The following is a 24770-nucleotide window of genomic DNA, read 5'->3' as shown; positions in this document are numbered from 1 at the left end:
GGTCCGGGACGGTCAGGGCTCGCGGGAGACGGTCATCATCCGGTCGCCGAAGCGCACGTGGTCGCCGTCGAGCAGCGTGGTCGGCCGTCCGGCGGCCAGGTCACGGGCCACGCCCCGGCGGAGCAGCACCGACCCGTTCGTGGACCCGCGGTCCATGGCGACGAGGACCCCGTCGGCGACCACCTGGAACTGGGCGTGGGTCTTCGACAGCGACATGTCCTCCGAGCGGAGCGCGAGGAGCTGGCGCGGGGTCTCCCCCGGGCGCGGCTCGGGGCGCCGGCCGACGAGGGTCAGCCCCTCGACCACGAAGGACTCGCCGGAGTCGAAGCTGACCCGCCACCGGGCGGTCGGCCCGGTCGGCTCGGGGACCAGCGGGTAGCCGAGCTGACGCCGCGGCGGCTCCGTCAGGGCCGCCGGGGCCGGCTCGCCCGGGCCGGGGGCGGCGCGGTGCTGGGGGGTGCGCAGCGGCTCGGACGAGGGCGGAGGCGCGGCCGGGGGCGGCGGTGGCGGCGCGGACGGGCGGGGCGGGGCCGCGATGGTGGGTGGCGCGGAGGGTGGCGGCGTGCTCGGCGGCGGCGGGGCCGGGACGAGCCGCAGCGCGGTGAGGTTGACGACGCTCCGCGGTGCCTCGACCACCGGCTCCGGGTCGGCCGGCACCGGCCGCACGTCGACGACCTCCGACCCGGCCAGCCGGTCGTGCCACCCGTGGCGGCGCCCACTGGGGTCCATCGCCGCGGTCCACGCGAGGGTGGCGGTCCCGAGCCCGAAGGTCGGCAGCGTCGCGAGCCCGAGGACGGCCTGGCGGCGCAGCGCCGGCCCGACACCGATCGGCGCCCCGGTCGCGGCGCCCACGACCCGCAGGTCCAGGGCGGCGTTGCCCGGGGACGTACCGGTGCGGCCGAGGACGACGGCGAGCGCGGCGTAGACGAGGACCACGACCGCGACGACGACGGCGACGCCCGCCAGGACGGCGCCGTCCTCGACGAGGAGGCGCCAGGCGAGGTACCCCGCGACGCCGTCGACGGTCCACGCGAGGAGCCGGTCGACGGCGAAGGCGTAGAACCGCCGATCCAGGTCGGCGGCGGGGAACGGGGTCACGGCGTGACGACCTCGATCGTCAGGCCGTCGCCCAGGTCGACCAGCGAACCCGGGAGGAGCTGCACGCCGACCCCGGCCCGCAGGTCCTCGGGCGGGAGGCCCGGCAGGACCAGCACCGTGCCGTTGGTGGAGCCGAGGTCGGTCACCACCGCCGACCCGTGGTCGGCACCGGTGCCGGGCCGGATCTCGAGGTGGGTCCCGGAGATCTCCTGCTGCGGGCTGGGCACGGTGACCAGCCGGTGCTCGTCGCCGCCGCCGCGGACCTCGGGGGCCCGGCCGACGACGACCGGGCGGTCGACGTCCACGACCTCGCCGGTGGAGAACCGGAGCCGGGCGACCGGATGTGCGGTGACCGGCGGTGCCGGCGGCTGCCCCGGGATCCCCGGCGGGGGCGTCGGCGGGTGCGGGTCGCCGGTCCGGGTCTGGCCGTCGTGGTCCGTGGGCAGCACCATCGCCTCGGTGGCCGGCGGCTCCTCGACCGGCTCCTCGACCGGCTCATCGACCGGCTCCTCGACCGGCTCGTCGACCGACGGCTCGGTGTCGACGGGCTCGTCGGCCGAGGGCTCGGTGTCCGGCGGCTCGGCCGGCGGGTCACCCCACCGGGCGCTGCCGATGCGCACCAGCCCGGCGTCGAGGCGCAGCTCGTCGCCGGCCTCGTCCTGCGCCACCCGCAGGTGGATGTGGGTGACTCCGGTCAGGGTGCGCTCGACCCAGGTCGTGGCGGTCTCCCCGTCGACGTCGACCGGGCCGTCGGAGGTCGCGAAGTGCGCGTGCGCCTCCCCCCGGAGCACGACCCGCGTCTCCTCGCCCTCGCTGCTGACGAGGACGAAGCCCGGCAGGTCGCGCAGCCCGGAGGAGATCAGTGCGTCGAGCGTCTCGTCGAAGCCGGCGCCGTCGTCGACGATCTCCCAGACCGCGGCGACCCGCGCCTTCTCCGAGGGCGGGAGCAGCACGACGGCGTGGTCGCCGAGGACCGCGAACCAGGCGCCGGCGCGGCACGACCAGGTCACGGTCGGCCTCCGAGCTTGGCCTCGAGGCTGGCCCGCTGCTGCTCGGCGTCGTACCCCTCGACCTCGCGGACGCCCACGACGTCGACCACGACGGCGGTCGCGTTGTCCTCGCCGCCGGCCGCGACCGCAGCGGCGACCAGCCGGTCGGCGGCGTCGCGCGGGTCGGCGGCCGCGGTGAGGACGGCCGCGATGGCGGTGTCGTCGAGCATCCCGTTGACGCCGTCGGTGCAGAGCACGATCCGCTCGGCCTGCGCCAGCGGGACGACGAAGTAGTCGGCGTCGACGCCGATCGCGTCGCCGAGCGCCCGGGTGATGACGTTGCGCTCGGGGTGCGTCGCCACGTCCTCGGGCGCGAGCCGGCCGGCGTCCACCAGCTCCTGGACGAGGCTGTGGTCGGTGCTCACCTGGTCGAGGACGCCGTCGACGAGACGGTACGCGCGGGAGTCGCCGAGGTTCGCCAGGAGCCACGCCGGGGTGCCGGCCTCCTCGACGAGCAGGGCCGCGACCACGGTGGTGCCGGCGCTGCGCCGCCGCTCGACGCCGCGCCGCGCCTGCTGCTCGCCGAACTCGAGGATCCGGCGCTGGCAGTCCGCCAGCGTCGCGCGCACCTCGTCCACGGCCCGCACGGGGTCGTAGCCGCGCTCGGCGAGCCGCCCGAACTCCTCCACGACGATCGCGCTGGCGACGTCGCCACCCTCGTGCCCGCCCATCCCGTCGGCGACGACGAAGACCGGCGGTACGGCGAGGTGGGCGTCCTCGTTGACCTCGCGGACCCGGCCGACGTCGGTCGCCGCGCCGTGGTGCAGCTCGACCTGCCTCATCGTCCGCGCCCTGCTGCCCGACGCCCTGCTGCCGGGAGTGCCGGTAGCGTTGGGGGGATGTCCGCCGGGTACCGCTCGCTCGCCGACCAGCTGCGCAGCTGGCCGGACGACCGGCTCACCCGGTTGCTCCTCGCCCGTCCCGATCTCGCCACCCCGGCCCCTCACGACTCAGGCCAGCTGGCGTCACGTGCCGCCACCCGGTCATCGTTGCTGCGTGCGCTCGACCAGCTGACGCACGCCGAGCTCAGTGTCCTAGATGCCCTCGTGGTCGCCGGCCAAACCACGGCCGACCGGCTGGCCGACATGGTCCACGCGGACCCGACGAGCGTAGCGGCGGCACTGACCCGGTTGCTGGACCTCGCGCTGGCGTGGGAGTCCACGCAGGGCCTGCGGGCCCTGAGCGGGGTCGCGGACGCCCTGTCGACCAGCGGGCTGCAGCCGTTCTCCACCGGCCCACCCACCCCCGAGGAGGTCCGGGCTCGCCTCGACGAGATCTCGCCGGAGGCCCGGACCCTGCTCGACCACGTGCTGGAGTCCGGCGGTCAGGCCACCACGGGGACCTCGCGCCACACCGTGCTCCCCGAGGACGCGCGGACACCCGCCGAGGAGCTGCTCTCCCGACGGCTGCTGGTGCCGCGCAGCGGCGGTGTCGTCGTGCTGCCCGGCGAGGTCGGCGTCGCGCTGCGGGGCGGTCGGACGACGGTCGAGCCGGTCGACGCCGTACCGGAGCTCGCGACGTCGGAGCGACCGGAGGCGCTGGTCGACCGCACCGGGGCGGGCACCGCCTTCGAGACGGTGCGGCGCGTGGAGCTGCTGCTGGACCACTGGGGGACGGCGCCGCCGTCCTCCCTGCGCAGCGGCGGGCTCGGGGTCCGCGACCTCAAGGCCACCGCGACCGACCTGCAGGTCGACCCGCCGACCGCGGCGCTGCTGGTCGAGACGGCGTACGCCGCCGGGCTGCTCGCCACCGCGGCGGACCGGGACGGCAACCCGGTGTGGATCCCCACCGACCTCTTCGACCAGTGGACCCAGCTGGCCATGGCCGAGCGCTGGACGGCGCTCGTCGCGGCCTGGCTGGACACCCCGCGCGTCCCCGGGCAGGTCGGGCGCCGCGACCCGGCCGGCAAGGTGTGGAACGCGCTGGCCCCCGAGCTGGTGGGCGGCCACCAGGTCGAGAGCCGGCGGATGGCGCTCGACGTGCTGGCCTCGCTGCCACCCGGCGAGGTGCTGGCCGCCGGGACCGGCCTGCCGACCCTGGTCGGCCGGGTCGCCTGGCTGCGGCCCCGCCGACCCCGGACCCGCGCCGACCAGGTCGCGTGGGCCGTCGACGAGGCGGCGGCACTCGGGGTGGTCGCCCTGGGCGGGCTGACGTCGTACGCCCGGGCGCTGCTCGGCGACGACCGCACCGGGGCGGAGCAGGTCCTGGCGACGCTGCTGCCCGAGCCGGTCGACCACGTGCTGCTCCAGGCCGACCTGACCGCGGTCGCCCCGGGGCCGCTGGAGTCGCAGCTGGCGCGCCGGCTCCAGGTGGTCGCGGACGTGGAGTCGCGGGGTGGCGCCACGGTCTACCGGTTCACCCCGGGCTCGGTGCGACGCGCGCTCGACCTCGGGTGGACGGCGGCCGAGGTGCACGAGCTGGTCGGCTCGGCCTCGAGGACCCCGGTGCCGCAGCCGCTGACCTACCTCGTCGACGACATCGCCCGCACCTACGGGACCGTGCGGGTCGGGCACGCCGAGGCGTTCCTGCGCTCCGACGACGAGGCCGCCCTGACCGAGCTGCTCCACCACCCGCGCGCCGGCACCCTGGGGCTCCGGCGGATCGCCCCGACGGTGATCGTGTCCTCGACGCCGGTCGACGTGCTGCTGCCGCGGCTGCGCGACCTCGGCGCCGCACCGGTGGTCGAGGCCACCGACGGCAGCGTCCACGTCGCCCGGCCCGACCTGCTGCGCGCCCGGACGCCACGCGAGCACCGCGGCCACGCGGCGCGCACGGCGCGCGACGCCGCGCACACGGTCCACGTCGTCACCGCGATCCGCGCCGGCGACCGCGCCGAGGCGTCGCGGCCGGCGGCGCCCGCGGAGGCCCTGACGCCGAGCGGCTCGATGGCGGCGCTGCGCGAGGCCGTCGAGGCCGGCGACACGGTGCTCATCGGGTACGTCGACAACCAGGGCACCACCTCCGAGCGGCTGGTCGACCCGATCCGCGTCGAGGGCGGCTCGCTCACCGCGCACGACCACCGCAGCGACGACGTCCGGACCTTCGCGGTGCACCGGATCACCACGGTCCGCACGGCCACGCCGTAGCGTGGAGACGTGGACTTCCTCCAGTACGCCGAGGCGTCGGCCGCCCTCCTCAACGCCGACCTGTCGGACGTGGCCGGCCTGACGGCGTACCTCGAGGGGCACGACCGGGTCCGCTCCCGGGCGACCGACCGCGACTGCATGCTGCTGCGGAAGTTCCAGCGCGAGCTCCGCCCGGTCTTCGAGGCCGGCCGGGACGACCGGGTCGCCGACGTGGTGGGTGGTCTCAACGGGCTGATGGCACGGCACCCGCTGACCCCGCGGATCTCCGACCACGACCCGAGCCACCTGCACCTCCACGTCGCCACCGACCACGCCAGCGTCGCCGAGCAGCTGGTCGGCGAGTCGCTGCTCGGCCTGGCCACCCTCGTCTGCGACCTCGGTCCGGACCGGCTCGGCGTGTGCGCGGCCGTGCCCTGCACCCAGGCCTTCGTCGACACCTCCCCGAACCGCTCGCGCCGCTACTGCTCCGAGCGCTGCTCCTCCCGCGCCAACGTCGCCGCCTTCCGGGCCCGCCAGAAGGCGGTCGCCGGCGCCTGAGGCGGGCGTCGGGGGGTGGTGAGTTTCATCGGCCGGCCGATGAAACTCACGCTTGGACGATGAAGCTTCGTCGTCCCGACGCGGGTTCTGTCGGCCGGCCGACGAAGCTCCTCCAGGCACCGCGACCTAGGATCACGAGGTGAACGACGGCCCGCTCATCGTCCAGTCGGACAAGACCCTCCTGCTCGAGGTCGACCACGAGCGCGCCGCTGACTGCCGCAAGGCGATCGCGCCGTTCGCGGAGCTCGAGCGCTCGCCCGAGCACGTGCACACCTACCGGCTGACCCCGCTCGGCCTCTGGAACGCACGCGCCGCGGGCCACGACGCCGAGCAGGTGGTCGACACGCTGCTCGAGTACAGCCGCTACGCCGTGCCGCACGCGCTGCTGGTCGACGTGGCCGAGACGATGGCCCGCTACGGGCGGCTCCGGCTGGAGAAGAACCCGATCCACGGCCTGGTGCTGGTCAGCAACGACCGGCCGGTGCTCGAGGAGGTGCTCCGCGCCAAGAAGGTCGCCGGGATGATCGGCGACCGGATCGACGAGGACACCGTCGTCGTGCACGCTTCCGAGCGCGGCAACCTCAAGCAGGTGCTGCTCAAGCTCGGCTGGCCGGCCGAGGACTTCGCCGGGTACGTCGACGGCGAGGCGCACCCGATCTTCCTCGACCAGTCCGAGTGGCACCTGCGTCCCTACCAGCGCGAGGCCGCCGAGTCCTTCTGGCACGGCGGCTCCGGCGTCGTCGTCCTCCCCTGCGGCGCCGGCAAGACCCTGGTCGGGGCGGCCGCGATGGCCGAGGCCAAGGCGACCACGCTGATCCTCGTCACCAACACCGTGTCCGCGCGCCAGTGGAAGGACGAGCTGGTCCGGCGGACGTCGCTGACGGCGGAGGAGATCGGCGAGTACTCCGGGGCCGTCAAGGAGATCCGTCCGGTCACCATCGCGACGTACCAGGTCCTGACGACCAAGCGGAAGGGCGCCTACACCCACCTCGAGCTCCTCGATGCGCGTGACTGGGGCCTGGTCGTGTACGACGAGGTGCACCTGCTCCCCGCCCCGATCTTCCGGATGACCGCCAACCTGCAGGCGCGGCGCCGGCTCGGACTGACCGCGACCTTGGTGCGCGAGGACGGTCGCGAGGGCGACGTGTTCTCGCTGATCGGCCCGAAGCGGTACGACGCGCCGTGGAAGGACATCGAGGCGCAGGGCTGGATCGCCCCGGCCGACTGCGTCGAGGTGCGGGTCACGCTGCCGTCGTCCGAGCGGCTGGTCTACGCGACCGCCGAGCCGGAGGAGCGCTACCGCCTCGCGTCGTGCACCCACCACAAGATCGACGTCGTGCAGCAGCTGATCGCCGCGCACCCCAGCCAGCCGACGCTGGTGATCGGGCAGTACATCGACCAGCTCGACGAGATCGCCGCCGCCCTCGACGCCCCGGTGATCAAGGGCGAGACGACGGTCAAGGAGCGGCAACGGCTCTTCGAGGCGTTCCGCTCCGGCGAGCTGGACCTGCTCGTCGTGTCGAAGGTCGCCAACTTCTCGATCGACCTGCCCTCCGCCGAGGTGGCGATCCAGGTCTCCGGGTCGTTCGGCTCGCGGCAGGAGGAGGCGCAGCGCCTCGGCCGGCTGCTCCGCCCCAAGACCGAGGGGCGGACCGCGCACTTCTACACGATCGTGTCCCGCGACACCGTCGACGCCGAGTTCGCCCAGAACCGGCAGCGCTTCCTCGCCGAGCAGGGCTACGCCTACCGGATCATGGACGCCGAGGACCTGGAGACGCGGTAGCGACCGTCGCGGCCCCGGACCGGGGACGTCATCCGAGGTGGCTACCCCGACGACCAGCTCGCATGACGCGAGCCCGGACGTCATCCGAGGTGGCTGCCCCGACGACCGGCTCGCATGACGCGAGCCCGGACGTCATCCGAGGTGGCCGCCCCGGCGACCGGCTCGTATGACGCGGCCCCGGGGCACGCGCAGGCGCCTACGCTGCGGTCATGTCCGCGCAACCCGGCCCACCACCCCCGGCGCCGACCGGCTGGATCCGGCTCACCGTGCAGGGCAACGCCCTGACGAGCAACATGATCCACCCGAGCGTCCGGCTCAACGGCTACCCCGTGCCGACGCCGTACGGCGTCTCGGTGCACCCGGTCCCGCCGGGCCCCTGGCGGGTCGACGTCCACTGCCAGTGGTTGCGGCAGTACGGCCAGGCCGACCTCACGGTGGACGTCGCGGAGGGCCGGACCGTCGACGTCTTCTACGCCCCGCCGTGGCACCAGTTCGCGGGTGGCCGGATCGGGCTGGAGCGTCAGCCCCGGTCCGGCTTCGGGCTGTTCCTGGTGATGATGCTGGTCGCGCTGGCGGTCGTCGTCGGCGCGATCGTGCTCAGCGTCACCTGACCCGTCACCTGACCCGTCACCGGACCCGTCACCTGACCCAGACCGTGCGCTTGACGTGCTTGCGGTCCACCGAGACCTTCAGCGTCACCGACTCCCGACCCTCGGTGCGGTCGTCGTGCCGGGTCGGCACCGTCAGCACCAGGCGGGTCGCACCGGAGCTCAGCTCGCCGTAGACCGACGGGTGGTAGGTCCACAGCGGCTTGAGCGGCTTCGGCGTGGTGCCGACCGTGCTCATCAGCCACTCCGGCGGCACGTCACCGGCCGCCAGCGTGGGCCGCGGGCCGCGCACGACGATGCCCGACACCCACATGTCGTAGCCGACCGGTCCGGCCAGTCGCACCTCCCACCGGGCGGGCGCGCCCTCGCGCACGGTCCGCGCCAGCGGCCGGACCGAGATCGCCGGGGTCGGGTCGTCGTCGAGGATCGTGAGACCCCCGGTCCAGGAGTCGGTCATCACGTTGCGCAGCGCCTGCATCGAGACCTGGGTGACCACCCGCGGGTAGTCGTCGAGCTTGTCGGCGTCGTAGGTCACCGGGATCGAGCCGCTGGTCTGCCCCGGCGCGAGGTCGATCGTGAAGTGCTGCACCTCGCCGCGGGACTGCCCGACGGTCGTGACCGCCAGCCGGGCCGGAGCGGTGACGTCGCCGTGCACCTCGAACGGCATCCGCGCGGTCACCCGCCCCGGACCGTCGCCCTCGGGCATCGTGATCCGGCCGACGTCGACGGTCGGCAGCCGGCGCTCGGGCACCGGCACCAGCGCGTCCGGCGCCGCCACGAGGTCGGCGACCCAGACCCGGCCGTGGTCGCTCTCGCTGACCAGGTCGACGCGGGTGATGTCGCCGAGGTCCACGCCGGACGCGCCGGCCGGGTCGACCGTGAGCGTCTGGGCCCAGTACTTCTCGGTGGCCTCGCTCTCCCCGAGCAGCGGCAGCGTGCCGCCCCCGACCGGCGTGAGGACGGCGCTGCCGCCGGAGCCGTCGGTGATCCGCACCCGCAGGTCGACCGGGCCGTCGCGCGGGTCGGTGACCGTGCGCAGGTCGAGCCGGCCCGTGCTGAGGTCGAGGGGTCGGCGCAGCAGCAGCCCGCCGGACTGGTCGGCCGCGGTCCAGCTCATCTCGAAGAAGCGCCGGGCCGGCAGGTTCTCGTAGGTCGACGGCCAGTGCGGGTGCACCGAGACCCAGTCCAGGCCGTAGGTGCACGACGCCACCTTCGACCCGTCGTCGATCCCCGTGCACATCCGGGTGGTGGCCCCGTCGGGGAGGTCGAGGGAGGCGGTCCGGCCGGGCGCGCGGAGGTCGCGGCCGCCACCGATCGCGTGGCTGAGCACCTGCGCGTCACCGGTCGAGGCGACCCGGGCGCGCGACCCGTCGAAGAGCGGCAGCACGTCCTGCTCGTCGTCGGCGAACAGGTGCACCGCGCCGGCGACGTACGCCGTCCCGACCGACTGCTGCTCCTCCGGCGTGAGCCGCTGGGGGTTCCGCACGCCGCACTCGGTCCGCTTCGGTCCGCCCCAGTCGTCCCACGCGGGCGCGGCCGCCAGGCCCGGCGTCCACTCGGTGTTGAAGAAGTTGTGGTTGGCGCCCATCACCAGGACCGAGCTCTTCAGCGAGGTGTCCCCGGTCGTCAGGTCCCGCGCCACGTCGGTGAACCGCTGGCCCTCGAGGTCGCTCACGTCGCCGTCGCAGAACGGCAGCAGCGTCACGGTCGGCACGAACGGCGCGGTCTGGTTGCCGAAGTCGGTCGGCGCGATCAGCACCTGCCCGACGATGCGGTACGGCGCGCTCAGCGGGATCTCGATCGACGCCCGGTCGACGCCCTCGCCGCCGCGGCTGTGCCCGACGAGGACGACCCGGTCCAGGTCGACCTGGTGCGCGGCCGCGATGTCGGCCCAGTGGTCGAGGTGCTGCTCGACGATGGCGGCCCGGGCGTCCGCGCCGCCGTCGGGCAGGCGGTAGTCCTGCGCGTTGATGCCGTTGACGCGGATCGAGACGGTCGCGTAGCCCTGGGAGGCCAGCACCTGCTGGATGTAGTCGTAGCCGAGCTGGCTCGGGATCTCCTGGAGCGGCGGCTGGCACGGCCAGGACCCGTCGGCGGTCTCGTCGTCGGGGTCGTAGCAGACGCTGTGCCGCCCGTGCAGGAACAGCACCAGGGGCCGCGGTCCGGTCGGCGCACCGGCGGCCGGCTCCACGACGTGGCCGACCATCTCGATCGGGTCGCGCATCCCGGGCAGCGCGACCGGGTCCAGCTGGTAGTCGCTCGTCGCGACGTCGTACGGACCCGGCGTCGCGGGGTCGACGGGGAGCGTCACCGTGCCGGGCAGGTCGAGCGGGGCGCGGGGTGCCGAGCCCGCGCGCTGCCGGTCCTGGCCACGCTCGTCGAGACGGTCCCCGGAGAGCAGCACGTCGAGGTCGGCGACGTCCGGTCGGGTGGCGGCCGCGACCACCGCGGAGACGGTGCGCCCGTCCTCGGCCACGGTCGGGGTGCCGATGTCGAGGGACGCCGGTCCGACGATCGTCGGACGGTCCGAGGTCAGCGGGAACCGGTTCGGCGACCGCCAGGAGACCTGGTACCGGCCGCCGCCGAGGTCCTCGACCTGCCAGACGCCCCGGTCGTCCCCGGGCGGCGCATGGGCCGCCGAGGGTGCCGCCGAGGGTGCCGCCGCCCGGACGGTGGCCGCCGCGGGCGTGCCGCTGGCCGGCGCGCCCGCTGCCGCAGCTGCGGCGGTGGCCGCGACCAGCGCGACCAGGACGGCGCCGACGCGCCCGCGTGCTCCCATGCCCAGCATCATGCCGGTTCTCCCCTCGCGCGTCCCACTGACGTCCCTCCTGTGACGCACGACGTAGCCCCGCGGTTGCGTCCGTCTCGCGGTCCCTCGCCGCACCGTCCCAGCGTTCGGCGCCGTTTCGCCGCCCCGGCGGCCCCCGACCTAGGCTGGTCGACCGTGAAGGCGCTGTTGCTGGAGAACATCCACCCGGTCGCGGTCGAGATCCTCGAGTCGCGCGGCTTCGACGTGGAGCTGCGGTCGCGGTCCCTCTCCGAGGACGAGCTGGTCGAGACCCTCTCCCCCGGGGACGGACCGGGCGTGCACCTGCTCGGCATCCGGTCCAACACCCACATCACCCCGCGCGTGCTGGACGCGGCGAGCGACCTGCTGACGATCGGCTGCTTCTGCATCGGCACCAACCAGGTGGACCTCACCGCGGCCGCCCAGCACGGCATCGCGGTGTTCAACGCGCCGTACTCCAACACGCGCAGCGTCGTGGAGCTGGTGATCGGCGAGATCATCTCCCTGGGCCGCCGGCTCACCGAGAAGACCGAGCGGATGCACGCCGGGATCTGGGACAAGTCCGCGGCGGGCAGCCACGAGGTACGCGGCCGGACGCTCGGCATCGTGGGCTACGGCAACATCGGGACCCAGCTGTCGAACCTCGCCGAGGCGATGGGCATGCGGGTGATCTTCTTCGACACCGCCGACCGGCTCGCGCACGGCAACGCCCAGCGGATGAAGACCCTCGGCGAGCTGCTCGCCAAGGCCGACGTGGTCAGCCTCCACGTCGACGGGCGGCCGGGCAACGCCGGGCTGTTCGGCGCCGAGCAGTTCGCCCAGATGAAGCCGCGCAGCCTGTTCATCAACGCCTCGCGCGGCATGGTCGTCGACGAGGCGGCGCTGCGCGAGCACATCCTGTCCGGCCACATCGCCGGCGCCGCGATCGACGTCTTCCCGGTCGAGCCCAAGGCCCAGGGCGACCCCTTCGAGTCGGCGCTGCGCGGCCTCGACAACGTCATCCTCACCCCGCACGTGGGCGGCTCGACCCAGGAGGCACAGGAGGAGATCGGGTTCTTCGTGGCCAACAAGCTGGGCGGGTTCGCGCTCGAGGGCCGCACCGAGCTGTCGGTGAACCTGCCGACCGTCCAGGCGCCCGAGCTGGTCGCGGGGCACCGGATCGGCTTCCTGCACGCCAACGTGCCCGGGGTGCTCGCGAGCGTCAACGGCGTGCTGGCCGACTCCGGCGCGAACGTCACCGGCCAGTACCTCTCGACCCGCGCGGAGCTCGGCTACGTCGTGACCGACACCCTCGACCCGCTCCCGGCCGACGCGCTGGAGAAGCTCGCCGAGTCCGAGCACACCATCTGGCTGCGCACCTGGGACGAGCGCGGCGCCGGGCGACGCCCGGCCTGAGCGCCCCCCGCCCCCGTAGGCTCGGGAGCATGGCAGGGGTGCGCGAGCGACTGGGTCACGAGCTGTTCCTCCGCGTCGCGGGTCCGGACGGGCCGAAGCAGGCCGCGCGCATCCACGGCCGCCCGGGTCCACGCTGGTTCGACGCCGACAGCCCGATCGCCCGGGTCCACGGCGACGCGTCGATGTTCGTCGGCGGCATCCGGGCGCTGCTGCTGCAGGCGCTCCACCCGGCCGCGATGCGCGGCGTCGCCGAGCACTCCGGCTACCGCGGCGACATGTGGGGACGGCTGGCGCGCACCAGTACCTTCCTGGCCGTCACCACCTTCGGCCACGCCGACGACGCCGAGCAGGCGGTCCAGGCGGTCCGCCGCATCCACGAGCGGGTCACCGGGACAATGGACGACGGCACGACGTACGCCGCCAGCGACCCCCACCTGCTCCTGTGGGTCCACGTCGCCGAGGTCGACAGCTTCCTGCGGGCCCACACCGTCTACGGCGCCGAGCCGCTGGCCGGCGCCGACCGCGACACCTACGTCGCGCAGGCCGGTGAGGTCGCCCGGCGACTCGGCGTGCTCGACCCGCCGCAGACCGAGGCCGAGCTGGCCGAGGTGCTGGCGTCGTACCGGCCCGAGCTGCGCGGCACCGTCGAGGCGCGGGAGGCCGTCGGCTACCTGCTGCTGCGCCCGCCGCTGCCGCTGCTGGCGCGCGCACCGTACGGCGTCCTGGTCGCCGCCGCGGTCGGCCTGATGCCGCGGTGGACCCGCCGGCCGCTCCGGCTGCCCTACCTGCCGATCTCCGAGCGGACCGTCGTCCGCGCCCTCGGCGGGGCGGCCACCGGCACCATCCGGTGGGCGATGTCGCCGGGCCGGGAGCAGCGCAGCCGCGCGTCTTGAGCAAAGCCTGAACTTTCCTTGCAGGGTGGTCCAGATGGGTTGCCTACCATGGAGGCATGCGTCCCCCCCGCTCGCTCCGTGCCGTCCTGGTGCTCGTCGTCGCGCTGCTCGCGACGCTCGTCGTCGCGGTCGGACCGCAGCCGGCGGCGGATGCCGCGACCAGCGGCAAGGTCCGCGGCGCGATCTACGCCGGCAAGCAGCTCGCGCAGAACATCCAGGTCGGGATCTTCGACGGGGACTGGCACTACCTGGGCAAGAAGAAGCTGTCGCGCGGGGTGTTCTCGCTCCGGCTCCGCACCGGGACCTACTGGCTCCAGTTCACCGACCGCCGCCCGACCTACGACGTCAACAAGTACGCCCCCACGAACGTCCACGTCACCGTGAGCTCTGGGCGCACCGCCACCAAGAACGTCCACATGCACCGCGGCGCTGCCATCACCGGTCTGGTCAAGGCGGGTGGACGACCGGCGGGGGGTGCCCGGATCGTGGCCGCGAACACCGCCGAGCAGTCGTTCACCGTCAACGCCAACTCCAAGGGCCAGTTCGCCGTGGGCGGACTGCCAGCAGGGAGCTACTCGGTCTTCGCCTACGACCGGTCGAAGAAGTGGGTCGGGAAGAGCCTGTGGGTCCCGAAGATGAAGCTGGGCCAGCAGAAGTACGTGACCTCCACGATGAACGTGCGCGCCGGGACACTCCTCGTCGACCTCTACAACGGCAACGGTGACCCGCTCGGTGGCAAGGCCTACGTCACGGCGGTCAGCCGGAGCTCCGGGCAGTTCTGGACGGCGAAGATGTCGGGAGGCTCGGCCACGTTCGCCGGCCTGTACCCCGGCCGCTACAAGCTCGTGGTCCCCGACGTCGGATCGTGGTTCGGGCGGACCGGCCCGGTGACCAACGGCAAGGTCCGGTCGGGTCGGCCGGCCTTCGGCAGCTTCAAGCTGACGAGACAGGGAGGATGGATCGTGGGCACGGTGGTCGACGCGTCGGCTCCCGGCCGGGTGCTCGAAGGAGCCGTCGTCCAGGCATGGTCGTCCACCGGGACCAAGCTGGGCGAGGCGACCAGTGACGCCGACGGGTTGTTCACGATCAGTGGCCCGATCCACACGCAGCCTGGCGTCACCCTGGTCGTCGACCACGGCCGGTACAGCGACTACCTGGGCGAGGAGCCGTTGCGGTGTCAGTACGTCCGGACCGAGCACCCCGGCTACACGGTCGTCGAGAACCAGGAGAACTTCGTCGACACCGTCACCATCGAGCGGCTGTCGCCGCAGACCAAGCCCAACTGTGAGGCGCGACCCGCTGCTCACTCCACCCGCATGTCCGCCTCGGCCCAGTAGGCCCGCATCGAGGTGATCCGACCGTCGTCGTCGAAGGTCATCACGTCGATCGGGGCGAGGGTGTAGCTGACCCCGTCGGCGCGGGTGACCACCTCGAAGTGGAAGACGGCCTCGCCACCGGCCACCCGCAACGCGAGCAGCCGGGTCTCCTGGTCCAGCCCGTCGAGGCCGGCGTAGAAGGCCCGGATGGCGTCGTGACCGGTCAGCACGGCCGACCCGACCGGGTCCTCGACGGTCGCGCCCTCGGCGTACAGCGCGACGATCTCCTCGGCCGGACCGGTCGCGACCAGCCGCACGTAGGCGTCCACGACCTCGCGGATCCGCTCGTTGCTCGCCGTCATCACCGGACCCCTCTCCTAGAACGTGTTCTCGTCTCGGGGCACCGTAGCGGCCGCGACGGCGGGCTGGTTCGATGTGCGCGTGGACCTCCTGCTGGCCTGGCCGCTCCCGGGCGCCCGCGACCTCGGCGCCCAGCTCGTCGCCTCCTACACCCACCCCGAGCGGGGCTACCACGACAGTCGTCACATCGCCGAGGTCCTCGAGCGGGTGCACGAGCTCTCGGCCCACCAGGAGCGCTTCGACCGGATGCCGGTCGTGCTCGCCGCGTGGTTCCACGACGCGGTCTACGACGCCCAGCCGGACGCCGAGAAGCGCTCCGCGGCGTGGGCCGCCGAGGCGCTGCCCGGCCTCGTGGAGCCGTCGGTGGTCGACGAGGTCGTCCGGCTCGTGCTCGTCACCGAGCACCACCGGCCCGCCGACGACGACGCCAACGGCTGCGCGCTCTCCGACGCCGACCTCGCGATCCTCGCCGCCTCCGCCGAGCGGTACGCCGAGTACGTCGCCGCCGTGCGTCGCGAGTGGTCGCACCTCGGCGACGCCGAGTTCACCGCCGGCCGGGCCGCGATCCTGCGGGACCTGCTCGCCAAGCCGCACCTCTTCCAGACCCGCTACGCGCAGGAGCACTGGGAGGCGGCCGCCCGCGCGAACGTCGAGGCGGAGCTGGAGCAGCTGGCGGCGCTGGCCCGGTAGTCGTGCGCCGGGCGCGAGTAGGTTGAGGTGGTGAAGACCGCCCTCGACCGCCCCGTCCGGATCGCCATCGTGGACGACTACGACATCGTCGTCCAGGGTCTGGCGCGCATGTTCGACGAGCTGCGGGACCGCATCGAGGTGGTCGAGGTGTCCACCAACGAGCCCGGCGTGGCCAAGGTGGACATCGCGCTCATCGACTCCTTCGCCCAGACCCGCGACGTGAACGAGGTGCTGTCGGAGACCAACGCGGAGCGGTACGTCTTCTACAGCTGGAGCCTCGAGCCCGACCTCATCGAGACGTGGGCCGGCTTCGGTGTCGTCGACTTCCTCGACAAGCGGCTGACGGCGAACGAGCTCGCGGACGCGCTCGAGCGGATCCACCAGGGCGAGACCGGGGTCACCAGCACCGACTACCCGCCGTCGGCCGACGTCGACCTCGGCGACTGGCCCGGCCGCGAGCACGGGCTCAGCGCCCGCGAGGCGGAGGTCGTCGCCCTGGTCACCCAGGGCCTGGCGAACAACGAGATCGCCGCCCGGACCTACGTGACGATCAACACCGTCAAGTCCTACCTCCGCTCGGCCTACCGGAAGATGGGCGTCGACAGCCGGACCCGGGCCGTCCTGTGGGGCATCGACCACGGGTTCCGCCCGGACCACGTCAAGGCCGCGGCGCCCGACTCGGCCCACTGAGCCCCGGCGGGCCGCCCGCCCGGGGAGGCCTCAGGGACCGCCGTGCTTGCGGCGCCGCAGGCCCGCCGCGACCAGGCGGCTGACCAGCTCGCGCGAGGAGACCGGGGTGGCGCCGGCGGCGACCACGTCGGCGTACCGCTCGGCCGGGACGTCGTAGTGGTCGCGGTCGAAGCCGCGGGCGGGGATCCCGATCGCCCGGGCGAAGGCGTGCAGCTCGTCGTAGGACACGTCGCTGGCCAGGTGCGACCAGAGCCGGCCGTGGCCGGCGGCGTTGGGCGGGTCGATGAGGACCGTCACCCGACACCGCGCTGGGCACGCTCCAGCGCGTGGTCGAGCAGCAGCCGCCAGGAGCGGACCAGGCCCGCGTCGACGTAGGCCTTGCGCGAGCCGCCGGGCCGGGCCTGCCGGCCCAGGTGCAGCTGCCGGACGCCGGCGCGCACCAGCCAGGGCACCTGCTCGGCGACCAGGCCGCCACCCGGCATCAGGGTGCGGGCGACGACGGGGTCGCCGGCGACCAGGTCGAGGAGCTCGTCGTACCCCACCTCGAGGCCGCGGGGCGAGCCCGCCGAGCAGACCGCCACCAGGCCCGGCAGGTCGGCCAGCCGCCGCCAGGAACGGCGCAGGTCGAGGGTGTCGTCGACCGCGCGCCCGAAGGTCCACGGCACGCCCGGGAGCTGCCCGGCGAGGTAGGCGCACACCTCGGTGTCGACCTCCAGGTCGCCGTCGAGGAAGCCGAAGGAGACGCCGGCCGCCCCCGACCCCAGGTAGGACTCCGCCAGCCCGACCAGCCGGGTCATCTCGCCGCCGGTCGTGCTCCACGTGTCGTTGAGCCGCAGGGTGACGAACACCGGCAGCTCGGTCTCCCGGCACACCGCGGAGACCGTCGCCGGCTCGGGCGACATCCGGTCGGCGGTGGCGAGGTGCAGTCGGTCCGCACCGCCCTCCTCCGCGCCGAGCACGTCGCGCGGGTCGAGGACGGCGACCTCGAGGAGCCCCGGTCCCATGACCGCATGCTAGGCCCGCCGGGGGCGCAGGTCGGGGAGCCGCGCGGGGCCGGGCCCTGGGGTGCGGCAGGCATGATGGAGGCATGGACCACGGCCTCCTCTTCGATGCGCGCGCCCGCGTCCTGGCCGACCTCCAGGCCCGCCACCAGGCGACCGCCGCCGCGGTCTCGGTGCTCGAGGACGCCGTCTCCCAGCGCCAGTGGTGGGCCGAGCAGTGGCCCGAGGGCGAGCAGTACGTCGCCGGGCTGGTCGCCCAGGACGTCCAGGACGCCCTGTTCGAGACCGTCGGGCGGTGGCCGCTGTGCGTCAGCTGCGGCGACCGGGCGCCGCAGCACGCCCTCTACATCCAGCCCGACCTCGGCGGACCGGACCCGGTGTGGATCTGCGAGGAGAGCGGCGACGTCATCGCGCCGCTGGGCGGGCTCTAGGAGAGCGCGACCTCAGAGGCTCTGCCCCGCTACCCCTCGCTGCCCACCTGGATCCACATCGTGTACCGGTCGGCGCGGTAGACGGTGCGCGACACCTCGACCACCTTCTCCCCCGACAGCGCCCGGCGCGAGTGCCGCAACACGGCGTTGCCCGGCTCGATCTCGAGGAGCTGGGCCTCCTCCTCGCTGGCGATGTCGGCGTTCACCGAGTCCTCCGCCCAGGTCGGGCGCATGCCGCGGGACTCCAGGGCGTCGTACAGGCTGGTGGGCATCCCGCTCTGCAGGAACCCGGGGATCAGCACCTCGTTGAGGTAGGCGTCCTCGACGCACATCGGCAGCCCGTCGGCCCGGCGCAGCCGGCGCCAGTGGATGACCGCGTCGCCCTCGGTGACGCTGAGGGCCCGGGCGACGCCCGGACCGGCCTGCTCCCGCCGCGCGAGCAGCGTCTGCGACTCGGCCAGCAGGCCGCGGCGGGCCATCTCCTCGGTGTAGCTGGTCAGCCGGCTCGCGACGCGGCGCGGGCGCGCCACGAAGGTGCCCCGGCCGGGGATCCGCTCGAGCAGCCCCTCGACGACCAGGGCGTCCATCGCCTGGCGGACCGTCATCCGCGCGACCCCGAAACGGTGCACCAGCTCGCGCTCGCTGGGAGCCGGCGAGCCCGGTGCGGCACCGGTCACGAGGGAGCGGACGTACTCGCGCACCTGGACGTGCTTGAGAGCGCGCCCTTCGGTGACCAGCAACTCGTCCACGGTCGAAATGTAGGTTGACAGGACCGCTCTCGTCCCCTTTTCGGCGAAACCTCCCGCCCTGCGCTCACTCCGTGGCGATGGCCTGGAGGACGTCGAGACGGGCCGCCCGACGGGCCGGGAAGAGCGCCGCGAGCACCCCGATCACGACCGCCAGGCCGAGGAAGACGGCCAGCTGGCCGAACGGCACGCTGATCACCTCGAGGCCCTGGTCACGCAGGGCGTACATCAGCGCGATGCCGAACCCGATGCCCAGCACCACCCCGAGGACCGCCCCGAGCACGGCGATCACGATCGACTCCAGCGTGATCATCCAGCGCAGCTGGCGGCGGCTCACCCCGATCGCCCGGAGCAGCCCCACCTCCCGGGTGCGCTCGATGACCGACAGCGCCAGGGTGTTGACGATGCCGAGGACCGCGATGACCAGCGCCAGGCCGAGCAGGGCGAAGATCATCAGCACCAGCTGGTCGATCGGCGCGCGCTGCTCGTGGGCGAACTCGCCCTGGTCCTTGACCGTGACGACGGGGAGGTCGGCGACCACCGCGTCCAGGCGGTCCTTGACGCCGGCCGAGTGGTCGGTGAAGAGGATCAGCAGGTTGTCGCTGGGGGTGAAGCCCGCCGCGGTCAGGTCGTCGAGCGTCATCAGCACCGGGGCGACCACGATCGGGTTGTCCTCGACGACCCCGACGACGCGGTAGGTCCGCTCGCCGGCCGGCATGTCGAAGGTGAGGTCGTCCCCGACCCCGACGCCCTCGTCGTCGGCCCAGCCCTGCTGGACGACCACCTGCCCGGCCGCCAGCGCGGAGAGCTCGCCGTCGACCGTCTGCAGCTCGAACCGGTCGACGTCCTGCGGGTCGATCGCGGCCACCGCCATGGTGTCGCCGTCGCGCTCGGTGCGCTGGAACCGCTCGCGCACGACCCGCTCGACGCCGTCGACCTGCGCCATCTGGTCGCCGATCGCCGGGGAGAAGCCCGAGGCGACGACGTTGCTGACGATGTAGTCGCCGACGAAGTTCTCGGCGATCGTCTGGTCGACGCTGGCCTTGGCGGAGCTGCCGACGATCGCCATCGTGCAGGCCAGGGCCAGGCCGATCATCAGCGCCGAGGCGGTGGCCGTCGTCCGGCGCGGGTTGCGCAGGGCGTTCTGACCGGCCAGCCGGCCGATGGTCCCGAACAGCCGGGCGTAGACCGCGCCCACGGCCACCAGGAACGGCCGGGACAGGACCGGGCTCGCCCCGGCGACGCCGAGCAGCGTCGCCAGCACGCCGGCGCCGGTCAGCCAGCCGCCGTGCGGCAGGTCGGAGAAGAGCCCGAGCCCCAGCAGGACCAGGCCGAGCGCGACCAGGCCGAGGCCGGCCGCGAACCGCCGGTGGATCGAGGACTCCGGCAGGGCCACGTCGTCGCGCAGCGCCTGGACCGGTGCGATCCGGCCGGTACGCCGGGCGGGCGGCCAGGCCGCGGCCATCGTGACGAGCACGCCGACGGCGTACGAGGCGATGAAGGTGCGCGGCGCGAAGATCAGCGACTGGCCCGAGAGGTCGAGCCCGAAGCTCGCGAACAGCGCCCGGATCCCCATCGCCAGCAGGACGCCGAGGCCGAGGCCGACGGTCGCGCCGATGACGCCGAGCACGAACGCCTCCAGCTGCACCGACCAGACGACCTGCCGCTTCGAGGCACCCAGCGCGCGCAGCAGCGCGAGCTCGCGGCTGCGCTGCGCGACCAGGATCGAGAAGGTGTTGACGATGAGGAAGGCGCCGACCACCAGGGAGATCCCGGCGAAGATCAGCAGGAAGGTCGTGAGGAACGAGACCGCCTGGAGCAGGTCGGAGGCCGCCTCGTCCGCGGCGTCGTCACCGGTGACGACCTCCACGCCGTCCGGCAGCACCCGGGCCACGTCGTCGCGCAGCTGCTCCTGGGAGACCCCGTCCGACGCGGTGACCCAGGCGTCGCTGTAGACGTCCTGCCCGCCGACGAAGAGGTCCTGGGCGGTGGGGGTGTCGAACGCCGCGAACGTGGCCCCGTTGAGCGAGCCACCGCTCGGGAAGCCGATGATGCCCACCAGCGTCGGCCGGAGCAGGGACGGCGGCTCCTGCGGCCGTCCGCCCGCCGCCGGCGGGCCGGCGGTGGAGGGGATGACCTGCACCCGGTCGCCCACCTCGTAGCCGGCGCGCTCGGCCGTCCGCTCGTCGAGCGCGACCTCGTCGGGGCCGTGCGGCGCGTGTCCCTCGACGATCGCCATGCCCTCGAGGCCGTGGCCGGCGGGGGCGCCGGTCCAGTTGCCGCCGATCGCGGGCGGACCGAACCCGCTCACGACCTTGCCGTCCGCGCCGACGACGAAGACGCCGACCGCGTTGACGTTGCCGTCGACGCGGGCTGCTCCGGGGACGTCACGCAGCTTCTCGAGGAGGCTGGCAGGAAGGGTCACGCTGGAGGGGGCTCCGTCCGCGGTCGTGCCGCCCTCGGGACGGACGACGACGTCGCCGACGGTCGAGGCGAACAGCGCGGTGAAGCTGCGGTTGAGGGTGTCGGAGAAGATCAGCGTGCCGGCGACGAACGCGACGCCGAGCACGATCGCGAAGGTGCTCATCAGCAGGCGCACCTTGCGCCCGAGCAGGCTCTTGAGTGCGGCGCGGATCATCCGGGGTCCCCGCTCAGGTGGGGGCTGGAGGAGCGCAGCGGGGGAAGCACGCAGCTGAGTGGGGTGGGGATCACGGCGTGACCCCGGCCGGGCGTGACGTGGTCATGGGGTCGGCTCGGCCATCCGGTTCATGACCTCGAGCACGTGCTCGCGGGTCGGCGAGCGCAGCTCCCCGACCACCGTGCCGTCTCCGAGGAAGACGACGCGGTCGGTGTGGGCCGCGGCGACCGGGTCGTGGGTGACCATCACGATGGTCTGGCCGTGCTCGTCGACGCTGCGGCGCAGCAGCTCGAGCACCTCCGCGCCCGACCGCGAGTCGAGGTTGCCCGTCGGCTCGTCGGCGAACACGATCCGCGGCCGGCTCGCGAGCGCCCGCGCGACCGCGACCCGCTGCTGCTGGCCGCCGGAGAGCTCGTTCGGGCGGTGCGAGAGCCGGTCGCCGAGACCGACCGTGGCGATCACGGTGTCGTACCACTCCTCGTCGGCCCCGCGGCCCGCGATCGCCAGGGGCAGCTTGATGTTCTCCTCGGCGGTGAGCGTCGGCACCAGGTTGAAGGACTGGAACACGAAGCCGATCTCGTCGCGCCGCAGCCGGGTCAGCGCCTTGTCCTTGAGCCGGCTGATCTCCTGGTCGCCGATGAAGACCTGGCCGGAGTCGGCGGTGTCGAGCGCGGCACAGCAGTGCATCAGGGTCGACTTGCCCGAGCCGCTCGGTCCCATCACGGCGGTGAACTCCCCCGCGGCGAGGTCGAGGGTCACGTCGTCGAGCGCGGTCACCAGCGCGGCGCCGGAGCCGTAGGTCTTGACGAGGTTGCGGACGCGGGCAGCCGGAGCCGGCATGGCCTCGGGGTGGGGCGCGGTCATGCCCCCAGCCTTCCGGGTCCGGGGCCGCGGCGCCATGGACGAAGGGCCTGACCCGACCCTGGTATCACCCTGAGAGGTGTCGAACACCTGTTCGATCGAGGCGTATGCTCGGCGCATGGACTTCCAGGGCTCGCTGTTCGGGGCGCCGACCGCCGAGGCGCCGGACTTCGCCGGGACGGAGCGCCGGGTGCTCACCCGGGGCGCCTGGGTCGACGTGTGCCGCGCCTGGCTCCCCGAGGCCGACGAGGTCTTCGAGGTGCTGCTGCGCGACGTCCCGTGGCGCGCGGAGCGCCGGCAGATGTACGACCGGGAGGTCGACGTACCCCGGCTCCTGCACACGTACGGCGCGGGCGAGCCGCTCCCCCACCCGGCCCTGGCGCGGGCCCGGGGGGCGCTGTCGGCCCACTACCGCCCCGAGCTCGGCGAGCCGTTCGTGACCGCCGGGTGCTGCTACTACCGCGACGGCCGCGACAGCGTCGCCTGGCACGGCGACACCATCGGCCGCGGGCGGACCCAGGACACGATGGTCGCGATCGTCTCGCTCGGCGACCCGCGCCGGCTGATGCTGCGCCCCCGCCTCGGCGGCGCCTCGATCTCGGTCGAGATGGCGCACGGCGACCTCGTCGTGATGGGTGGCTCCTGCCAGCGGACCTGGGAGCACGCCGTGCCCAAGGTCGCCCACGCCGGTCCCCGCGTCTCGGTCCAGTTCCGGCCGCTGAACGTCTTCTAGGTGGTTGAGGTGCGAGCGCAGCGAGCCTCGAGACCACCGGCGTACCCGTCCCACCGGCGGGGTACCACCCGGCCATGACGACGACGTCCGCCGCGGAGACGATGGGCTTCGGCCCGCTCCGCATCACCTTCGACGACCGGGTGCTGCGGCCCCGGCCCTGGACCGCGGCCCAGTCCACGTGGGCGGCCGAGGTGCTCACGTCGGCCCCGGCCGGCCCGGTGCTTGAGCTGTGCGCGGGGGCCGGCCAGATCGGGCTGCTCGCGGTGCTCGGCTCGACCCGACCGCTGGTGTGCGTCGACCTGGACCCGGTGGCCTGCGCGTTCGCTCGCCACAACGCCGAGCAGGCCGGGATCGCCGACCGCGTCCAGGTCCGCGAGGGCCCGATGGACGACGTGCTGCGTGACAGCGAGCGGTTCGCCGTGGTGGTGGCCGACCCCCCGTGGGTGCGACGCGCCGAGGTCGGGCGCTACCCCGAGGACCCGGTGCTCGCCATCGACGGCGGCGCCGACGGCATGGAAGTCGCCTGGACCTGCGTCGACGTCGCCCGCCGCCACCTGACCCCCGGCGGCACCGTGGTCCTGCAGCTGGGCACCGTCGAGCAGGTGGACGCGCTGCGCGACCGGCTGGGCGAGGACGACCTGGCCGTCACCGAGGTCCGCCGGTGCGAGCGCGGGGTGCTCATCCGGCTCGACCTCACGTAGGCCGGAGCTTCTCCGGCAGCACCTTGTGGGTGCCGTCGCACCACGGGAACGACTGCGAGCGGTCACACCGGCACACCGCCGTCACCGGCCGGGTCGTCTCGTGGACCCCGCCGTCGGCGTCCTCGACGACGTGCCGGCCGCGCAGCAGCATCGGCCCGCCGGGGCAGAGCACGACGTCGGGGTGGTCGAAGGACGGCGTCCTCGTCATGCGACCTGCTCCTCGTCGACGCCCCACCGGGCCAGCATCGTGCGCGCGAACCGGTCCTCGAGGTCGAGGCAGGTGAACGCGCCGAACCAGACGTCGTCCTCCAGCCCGGGCTCCTCCGCGAGCAGCGCCGCGACGATCGTGCGCACCGCGAGCTGCTCGTGGACGGCGTCGGCCTCCACGTGCTCGGCGTAGTAGTCGACCATCTCGGCCGGGAACCCGAGCCGCTCCAGGCCCTGCGCCATCCGGCGCGAGGGCAGCGAGCTGGTCGCCTCGAACGCCGCGAGGTGGCCGAGCGCAGCGCCCCGCAGCCGGCGGTGCAGGCCGAGGAGCGACAGGGCGTTGTTCTGCTCGAGGGCCTCCGCCGGGACCACACCGAGGTGGGCGTCGTACGACGCCGCCAGGCCGCTCGCCTCCAGGCCGCGGGCGAAGAGGTGGTGGTGCAGCCGGTTGGGGTCCCCGCCGCCGTACTCGTCGTACTGGAGCTCCATCAGTGCAGCCTTGGCGCGCACCCCGAGCCGCGGCACCAGCCAGGCGACGGGGTCGGACTCCTTGAGGTGGTAGACCGAGCGCACCCGGAGGAGCTCCTCGACCTGGCTCCGGTCGGCGACGCGGTGCACGTGCCGGGCCAGCGAGGGACCCTCCTGCTCGTCGACCCAGTCGAAGAAGTCCTCGACGAACGACAGCCCCGCGGGGCGGGTGAACCGCGAGCGCAGCCGGGTCTCGAGGTCACGCTCCAGCACCGAGCGGACCCGGATCAGCTGTGGGTCCCACTCGAGGTCCTCGTCGACGTCGTCGAAGCCGCGGTAGTGGAGCTCGTGCAGCGCCCAGAGCGCGAGGGCGGCGTCCTCACCGGTCGCCGTCGGCGTCACCGGGAGGACGGAGTAGAAGTCCTCCGAGCCGGAGCGCAGGGCGCTGAACAGCTCTTCGGTCAACGGACCGCGTGGGTCGGGAACGCGCATGCCTCCCGGGTACCCCTCGGCGCGAGCGGGCACGCCCGCCCGTCCGGGCGAGGCCTAGATGTGATGCCCAGCCAGGTTGTCCAACCGGGTGATGGGTGAGCGCTTACCGATGGCCGAGTGGGGCCGGTGGTGGTTGTACTGGTGGATCCATCCTGGCAGGGCGGCGAGTCGGGCGGTTTCGGAGGTGTAGAACTTCTTG

The 24770-nt window shown here is 73.9% G+C and carries 25 protein-coding genes; 12 read left to right on the top strand and 13 right to left on the bottom strand.

Features of this window, described 5'->3' with window-relative positions; translation table 11 throughout:
* Positions 1 to 12: 12 nt before the first annotated feature.
* The 3 genes from ACILQ5_RS18605 to ACILQ5_RS18595 are packed head-to-tail and all read right to left on the bottom strand — an operon-like array spanning position 13 to position 2929.
* A complete protein-coding gene (locus ACILQ5_RS18605) occupies positions 13 to 1098 on the bottom strand; it encodes an RDD family protein (protein WP_395659524.1) in 1086 nt (361 codons plus the stop codon).
* Positions 1095 to 2108: an FHA domain-containing protein gene (locus ACILQ5_RS18600; RefSeq protein ID WP_395659523.1), complete on the bottom strand. Its 1014-nt coding sequence runs from the start codon at positions 2106 to 2108 to the stop codon at positions 1095 to 1097. Before ACILQ5_RS18600 ends, ACILQ5_RS18605 begins: the two co-directional genes overlap by 4 nt.
* Positions 2105 to 2929 carry a PP2C family protein-serine/threonine phosphatase gene (locus ACILQ5_RS18595; RefSeq protein ID WP_395659522.1) on the bottom strand — a complete coding sequence of 275 codons (825 nt, stop codon included), beginning with the start codon at positions 2927 to 2929 and terminating at the stop codon, positions 2105 to 2107. Before ACILQ5_RS18595 ends, ACILQ5_RS18600 begins: the two co-directional genes overlap by 4 nt.
* Positions 2930 to 2986: 57 nt before the next feature.
* On the opposite strand from ACILQ5_RS18595, the gene ACILQ5_RS18590 reads away from it, so the two are divergent.
* The 4 genes from ACILQ5_RS18590 to ACILQ5_RS18575 all read left to right on the top strand — a co-directional run bounded on the left by ACILQ5_RS18590 (position 2987) and on the right by ACILQ5_RS18575 (position 8164).
* A complete protein-coding gene (locus ACILQ5_RS18590; RefSeq protein ID WP_395659521.1) occupies positions 2987 to 5233 on the top strand; it encodes a helicase-associated domain-containing protein in 2247 nt (748 codons plus the stop codon).
* A 9-nt stretch (positions 5234 to 5242) separates the two neighbouring features.
* Entirely contained in the window at positions 5243 to 5770 is a 528-nt protein-coding gene (locus ACILQ5_RS18585) for a CGNR zinc finger domain-containing protein (protein WP_395659520.1), read from the top strand.
* A 139-nt stretch (positions 5771 to 5909) separates the two neighbouring features.
* A complete protein-coding gene (locus ACILQ5_RS18580) occupies positions 5910 to 7553 on the top strand; it encodes a DNA repair helicase XPB (protein WP_395659519.1) in 1644 nt (547 codons plus the stop codon).
* A gap of 209 nt (positions 7554 to 7762) precedes the next feature.
* Positions 7763 to 8164 carry a hypothetical protein gene (locus ACILQ5_RS18575; protein WP_395659518.1) on the top strand — a complete coding sequence of 134 codons (402 nt, stop codon included), beginning with the start codon at positions 7763 to 7765 and terminating at the stop codon, positions 8162 to 8164.
* Between the two features lie 28 nt (positions 8165 to 8192).
* Here ACILQ5_RS18575 and ACILQ5_RS18570 read toward each other — a convergent pair whose 3' ends face one another.
* Entirely contained in the window at positions 8193 to 10940 is a 2748-nt protein-coding gene (locus ACILQ5_RS18570) for a hypothetical protein (RefSeq protein WP_395659517.1), read from the bottom strand.
* Positions 10941 to 11105: 165 nt separating this feature from the next.
* Between ACILQ5_RS18570 and serA the strand changes: the two genes are divergently transcribed.
* Genes serA through ACILQ5_RS18555 form a run of 3 tightly spaced genes read left to right on the top strand, consistent with a single transcriptional unit; the run spans position 11106 to position 14574 of the window.
* Positions 11106 to 12344, top strand: coding sequence for a phosphoglycerate dehydrogenase (gene serA / locus ACILQ5_RS18565; RefSeq protein ID WP_395659516.1), 1239 nt, complete (start codon positions 11106 to 11108; stop codon positions 12342 to 12344).
* Between the two features lie 29 nt (positions 12345 to 12373).
* Entirely contained in the window at positions 12374 to 13237 is an 864-nt protein-coding gene (locus ACILQ5_RS18560) for an oxygenase MpaB family protein (RefSeq protein WP_395659515.1), read from the top strand.
* 56 nt (positions 13238 to 13293) lie between these two features.
* Positions 13294 to 14574, top strand: a complete 1281-nt coding sequence (locus ACILQ5_RS18555) for a hypothetical protein (protein WP_395659514.1) — start codon at positions 13294 to 13296, stop codon at positions 14572 to 14574.
* Here the strand turns inward: ACILQ5_RS18555 and ACILQ5_RS18550 are convergent.
* Positions 14541 to 14915: a nuclear transport factor 2 family protein gene (locus tag ACILQ5_RS18550; RefSeq protein WP_395659513.1), complete on the bottom strand. Its 375-nt coding sequence runs from the start codon at positions 14913 to 14915 to the stop codon at positions 14541 to 14543. The two genes, ACILQ5_RS18555 and ACILQ5_RS18550, sit on opposite strands and share 34 nt — an antisense overlap.
* A 79-nt stretch (positions 14916 to 14994) precedes the next feature.
* On the opposite strand from ACILQ5_RS18550, the gene ACILQ5_RS18545 reads away from it, so the two are divergent.
* Together ACILQ5_RS18545 and ACILQ5_RS18540 are read left to right on the top strand one after the other, a co-directional pair.
* Complete coding sequence (locus ACILQ5_RS18545; protein WP_395659512.1) at positions 14995 to 15603, top strand: hypothetical protein; 609 nt, start codon at positions 14995 to 14997, stop codon at positions 15601 to 15603.
* Positions 15604 to 15633: 30 nt separating this feature from the next.
* On the top strand, positions 15634 to 16293 hold the full coding sequence (locus ACILQ5_RS18540; protein ID WP_395659511.1) for a response regulator transcription factor: 660 nt from the start codon (positions 15634 to 15636) through the stop codon (positions 16291 to 16293).
* A 30-nt stretch (positions 16294 to 16323) separates the two neighbouring features.
* Here ACILQ5_RS18540 and ACILQ5_RS18535 read toward each other — a convergent pair whose 3' ends face one another.
* Both ACILQ5_RS18535 and ACILQ5_RS18530 read right to left on the bottom strand, forming a co-directional pair.
* Complete coding sequence (locus ACILQ5_RS18535) at positions 16324 to 16590, bottom strand: DUF4031 domain-containing protein (protein ID WP_395659510.1); 267 nt, start codon at positions 16588 to 16590, stop codon at positions 16324 to 16326.
* Positions 16587 to 17297 carry a copper homeostasis protein CutC gene (locus ACILQ5_RS18530; protein ID WP_395659509.1) on the bottom strand — a complete coding sequence of 237 codons (711 nt, stop codon included), beginning with the start codon at positions 17295 to 17297 and terminating at the stop codon, positions 16587 to 16589. The genes ACILQ5_RS18535 and ACILQ5_RS18530 overlap by 4 nt, the downstream gene beginning before the upstream one ends.
* Positions 17298 to 17380: 83 nt before the next feature.
* On the opposite strand from ACILQ5_RS18530, the gene ACILQ5_RS18525 reads away from it, so the two are divergent.
* Positions 17381 to 17725, top strand: coding sequence for a hypothetical protein (locus tag ACILQ5_RS18525; RefSeq protein ID WP_395659508.1), 345 nt, complete (start codon positions 17381 to 17383; stop codon positions 17723 to 17725).
* A gap of 29 nt (positions 17726 to 17754) precedes the next feature.
* Here the strand turns inward: ACILQ5_RS18525 and ACILQ5_RS18520 are convergent, their stop codons facing one another.
* From ACILQ5_RS18520 to ACILQ5_RS18510, 3 genes are all read right to left on the bottom strand, one after another.
* Positions 17755 to 18474 carry a GntR family transcriptional regulator gene (locus ACILQ5_RS18520; protein WP_395659507.1) on the bottom strand — a complete coding sequence of 240 codons (720 nt, stop codon included), beginning with the start codon at positions 18472 to 18474 and terminating at the stop codon, positions 17755 to 17757.
* Between the two features lie 64 nt (positions 18475 to 18538).
* Positions 18539 to 21109, bottom strand: a complete 2571-nt coding sequence (locus ACILQ5_RS18515) for an ABC transporter permease (protein ID WP_395659506.1) — start codon at positions 21107 to 21109, stop codon at positions 18539 to 18541.
* A 102-nt stretch (positions 21110 to 21211) separates the two neighbouring features.
* Positions 21212 to 21973, bottom strand: coding sequence for an ABC transporter ATP-binding protein (locus ACILQ5_RS18510; protein WP_395659505.1), 762 nt, complete (start codon positions 21971 to 21973; stop codon positions 21212 to 21214).
* 115 nt (positions 21974 to 22088) lie between these two features.
* Here ACILQ5_RS18510 and ACILQ5_RS18505 point away from each other — a divergent pair, with 115 nt between their 5' ends.
* Together ACILQ5_RS18505 and ACILQ5_RS18500 are read left to right on the top strand one after the other, a co-directional pair.
* Positions 22089 to 22703 (top strand): alpha-ketoglutarate-dependent dioxygenase AlkB, encoded by a 615-nt coding sequence (locus tag ACILQ5_RS18505; protein WP_395659504.1) that lies wholly within the window; start codon positions 22089 to 22091, stop codon positions 22701 to 22703.
* Between the two features lie 74 nt (positions 22704 to 22777).
* Positions 22778 to 23404, top strand: coding sequence for a methyltransferase (locus ACILQ5_RS18500; RefSeq protein ID WP_395659503.1), 627 nt, complete (start codon positions 22778 to 22780; stop codon positions 23402 to 23404).
* Here ACILQ5_RS18500 and ACILQ5_RS18495 read toward each other — a convergent pair.
* The 3 genes from ACILQ5_RS18495 to ACILQ5_RS18485 form a co-directional block, all read right to left on the bottom strand.
* Entirely contained in the window at positions 23397 to 23612 is a 216-nt protein-coding gene (locus tag ACILQ5_RS18495) for a CDGSH iron-sulfur domain-containing protein (RefSeq protein ID WP_395659502.1), read from the bottom strand. The two genes, ACILQ5_RS18500 and ACILQ5_RS18495, sit on opposite strands and share 8 nt — an antisense overlap.
* Complete coding sequence (locus ACILQ5_RS18490) at positions 23609 to 24571, bottom strand: iron-containing redox enzyme family protein (RefSeq protein ID WP_395659501.1); 963 nt, start codon at positions 24569 to 24571, stop codon at positions 23609 to 23611. The genes ACILQ5_RS18495 and ACILQ5_RS18490 overlap by 4 nt, the downstream gene beginning before the upstream one ends.
* Positions 24572 to 24625: 54 nt before the next feature.
* On the bottom strand, positions 24626 to 24770 hold a 145-nt coding region (locus ACILQ5_RS18485; RefSeq protein ID WP_395659572.1), incomplete at its 5' end, for an integrase core domain-containing protein.

The sequence above is a fragment of the Nocardioides sp. genome (assembly GCF_044226305.1).
Taxonomy (GTDB): domain Bacteria; phylum Actinomycetota; class Actinomycetes; order Propionibacteriales; family Nocardioidaceae; genus Nocardioides.
This window is presented reverse-complemented; position numbering and strand designations above follow the sequence as displayed.